General features: G+C 62.6%; 5 protein-coding genes, 1 tRNA gene and 1 pseudogene. 3 read left to right on the plus strand and 4 right to left on the minus strand.

What is annotated here, in order from left to right; genetic code table 11:
• A partial coding sequence (locus tag WCB02_RS37255; protein ID WP_423966867.1) for an alpha/beta hydrolase family protein occupies positions 1–406 on the minus strand: 406 nt, incomplete at its 3' end.
• A 270-nt stretch (positions 407–676) separates the two neighbouring features.
• On the opposite strand from WCB02_RS37255, the gene WCB02_RS37260 reads away from it, so the two are divergent.
• Together WCB02_RS37260 and ppa are read left to right on the plus strand one after the other, a co-directional pair.
• On the plus strand, positions 677–1,186 hold the full coding sequence (locus tag WCB02_RS37260) for an N-acetyltransferase family protein (protein ID WP_423966869.1): 510 nt from the start codon (positions 677–679) through the stop codon (positions 1,184–1,186).
• Between the two features lie 113 nt (positions 1,187–1,299).
• Positions 1,300–1,830, plus strand: coding sequence for an inorganic diphosphatase (gene ppa / locus WCB02_RS37265; protein ID WP_423966871.1), 531 nt, complete (start codon positions 1,300–1,302; stop codon positions 1,828–1,830).
• A 35-nt stretch (positions 1,831–1,865) separates the two neighbouring features.
• On the opposite strand, the gene WCB02_RS37270 is transcribed toward ppa, so the two are convergent.
• A complete protein-coding gene (locus tag WCB02_RS37270) occupies positions 1,866–2,186 on the minus strand; it encodes a DUF167 domain-containing protein (protein WP_423966873.1) in 321 nt (106 codons plus the stop codon).
• A 7-nt stretch (positions 2,187–2,193) separates the two neighbouring features.
• Entirely contained in the window at positions 2,194–2,490 is a 297-nt protein-coding gene (locus tag WCB02_RS37275; RefSeq protein WP_423966875.1) for a YggT family protein, read from the minus strand.
• Positions 2,491–2,680: 190 nt separating this feature from the next.
• Between WCB02_RS37275 and WCB02_RS37280 the strand changes: the two genes are divergently transcribed.
• Positions 2,681–2,756 (plus strand) — tRNA-Ala (locus tag WCB02_RS37280).
• A 142-nt stretch (positions 2,757–2,898) separates the two neighbouring features.
• On the opposite strand, the pseudogene WCB02_RS37285 reads toward WCB02_RS37280, so the two are convergent.
• Positions 2,899–3,040, minus strand: a pseudogene (locus tag WCB02_RS37285) (enoyl-CoA hydratase); the annotation flags it as partial.

Genomic DNA, 3,040 nt, shown 5'->3' on the forward strand with positions numbered 1-3,040 from the left:
CGCTCACATAATCGGCATCGGCGCAGCCGCCCTGGTCCTCGAGATAAGGCCCGCCGGTTGCGCCGTGGCCGAGCCGCTCTGGCACCAGCACCGCAAAGCCGCGCGCAACCAGGAACGCCGCCAGTGCGCGATAGTCGGGTTGCCGCTGCTGCGCGCGGCGCAGCGCATTCTGCGTCGAGGCATGCGCGATCACCGCCAGCCGGAACGGCCCGTCGCCTGGGGGACGAAACAGTACGGCGTGCGCCGCCGTGCCGGCACTCGGCGAGGGGACGAGCCATTGTTGCTCGCGGTCAGGTTGCTTTTCTTGATCCTGGGGGCCGTAAGGCGGTGATGCCGGCGCACTCTGGTCGAAAGCCAGCAGGAGCAGGAGCAGAGCGAACAGAAGCCTGGAGACGAAGACGGACATGGGCAGGCCTGATCTCGAAAACCGATCCGCTTTCTGCAAAGCATTAGCAACGAATCAAGCGACGTGATGCCTTTTTGCAGCTTTTGGTCTGGCCGAAGCACGGGTCGGCGCGCCTTTGCCGCCGCCGGCATCGCCGAATCTCGGTCAAGGCGGCAACCTGTCCTTTTTCGACACAAGTCAGTCGGGAAACTGATGCAGAAAATCCACAGCTTAACCGATCTTTAATGAAAGAGCTTGAAGCCCGCGCGCCGACTTGCTTTGATTGCGTCCATGAGCACCACCCTGATCGAGGTCCGACCGGCCAAGGCTGCTGACGCAGCCGCGGTAGCGGCTACCCATGACGAAGCCTGGCGCGCCGCCTACCAAGGCATCATTCCCGGCGCCGAGCTGGAAAAACTGATCAACCGACGCGGCCCGCAATGGTGGGACAGCGCGATCCGCAAGGGCAGCCGGGTCAGCGTTTTGGTGTTCGGGGACAAGGTCGCGGGCTACGCCAATTACGGCCGCAACCGCGCGCGTAGCCTGCATTTCGAAGGCGAGATCTACGAGCTCTATCTGCGTCCCGAGTTCCAAGGGCTCGGCTTCGGCCGCAGGCTGTTCAGCTCTGCGCGCCGCGACCTGATGCAGAGCGGGCTCAAGAGCATGGTGGTCTGGGCGCTTTCCGACAACGATCCGGCCACCGAATTCTACCGCGCGCTCGGCGGGCGGATGGTGGCGCGATCTTCGGAGAAGTTCGGGCCGAAATCGCTCGACAAGGTCGCCTTCGCCTGGGCACATTGAACACAATCGTTGATTTCAACGCCTTGACTCGAAACAGCGAGCTGTCGGGCTATTGTCCGCGTTGATTTTTCTAAGTAACCCAGGGCCTTGGTCAAGGTCCTCCGGAGCCGTGCATGCGTATTGACGCCATTTCGATCGGGATCGATCCGCCGCACGAAGTCAACGTCATTGTCGAAGTGCCCGTTGGCGGCGAACCGATCAAATACGAGATGGACAAGGAGGCAGGCACGCTGGTGGTCGACCGCTTTCTCTATACCGCCATGCGCTACCCGGGAAATTACGGGTTCATCCCGCATACGCTGTCGGATGACGGCGACCCCTGCGACGTGCTGGTCGCCAATACCCGCGCGATCGTGCCCGGCGCGGTCATGAGCGTGCGGCCGGTCGGCGTGCTGTTCATGGAGGACGAAGCCGGCGGCGACGAGAAGATCATCGCGGTGCCCTCGTCGAAACTGACCCAGCGTTACGACAAGGTGAAGGGGTACAGCGACCTGCCGGCCATCACGCTGCAGCAGATCCAGCACTTCTTCGAGCATTACAAGGATCTCGAGCCCGGCAAATGGGTCAAGGTGCTGCGCTGGGGCAGCGCGGAGGATGCGCACCGGCTGATCGCCGATGGCATGGCACGGGCCAAGAAGAAGTAAGGGCAGACGCCGAAACAGAGACGTAGGAACAGACCTCAGTCCGGCTTTGCCGAGGTCAGGCCGCGCAACGCCTCGCAGAGCTGCTCAGGCTCGCCGTCGATCGCGATCTGCTTCAGCCTGGAGGTCGCTCCGGACAACAGCCGCACCCTCGCCTTCGGCACCCCGAGCGCCTTTGCCAACAGCTCAGTCACGGCGCGGTTGGCCTCGCCGCCGTCGGCCGGCGCGCGCACCCGCACCTTCAGCACGCTTCTGCCGTCGCCGCGGGTCTCGATCCCGTCGATACCGTCACGGCCGCCGCGCGGTGTCACCCGCAGCGCGACCGTCATGCCGCCGGCGGAATACCGCCAAGGATCCATCAGGCGCTCAATAGCCCACCACGTATGGCATGATGTTGTAATCAATAATCTTCTGAATGAAGATGATGATGATGATGAGAATAATCGGCGAAATATCGAGACCGCCCAGATTGGGCATGAACGAACGGATCGGGGCCAGCACCGGCTCGGTGATACGGTAGAGGAACTCCGCTATGGCGGCGACCAGCTGGTTACGCGTGTTGACGACGTTGAAGGCGATCAGCCAGGACAGGATGGCGGAGGCAATCAACAGGTACACATAGAGTTGTAAAATGAGTTCGACTATTTCGAGAACGGCACGCATGCGATGGACTCAGGGCTCCGGTGGCTTCCCGCTAGATATCGGTTCCCCTCCTCCCAAACAAGGGAACGCACCGGCAGGGCCGCTGAAAGCGGCGATTTTCGCCATTCTTGACTAATCTTGACTTGACCTTCGCCCGGACTGTAAATGACGCCGATTGCGAGCCGCCTTGTTCGATCGGGCGGTGACGGAAGGGGCCATAGCTCAGCTGGGAGAGCGCATCGTTCGCAATGATGAGGTCGGCGGTTCGATCCCGCCTGGCTCCACCAGTCTTCGCTTGCTTCGCAAGCTTGGGCTCCGCAAGCCCTGCCGAGGCCTGTCGTAGCGAAGCAAGCGAAGGCTGCCGCGCCGTGGCGCGAAGGGCGAAGGCGGTTATGGCCGCAGAGGGAGTTTGCGGCGGCTTGAACCCTCTCACCGCCCGGTAAACCTCGGCGGCCTCTTCTCCACGAAGCTCGCCACCCCCTCGCGGAAATCGGCGCCGCCCAGCGCCAGCAGCATCTCGCGGTTGGCGTCGATGGTAGCTTCTGCCAGGGTCTGAAACGGCGCGTCATAG

Origin of the sequence: Bradyrhizobium sp. (assembly GCF_049581145.1) — a bacterium.
In the GTDB taxonomy this organism is placed as follows: Bacteria; Pseudomonadota; Alphaproteobacteria; order Rhizobiales; family Xanthobacteraceae; genus Bradyrhizobium.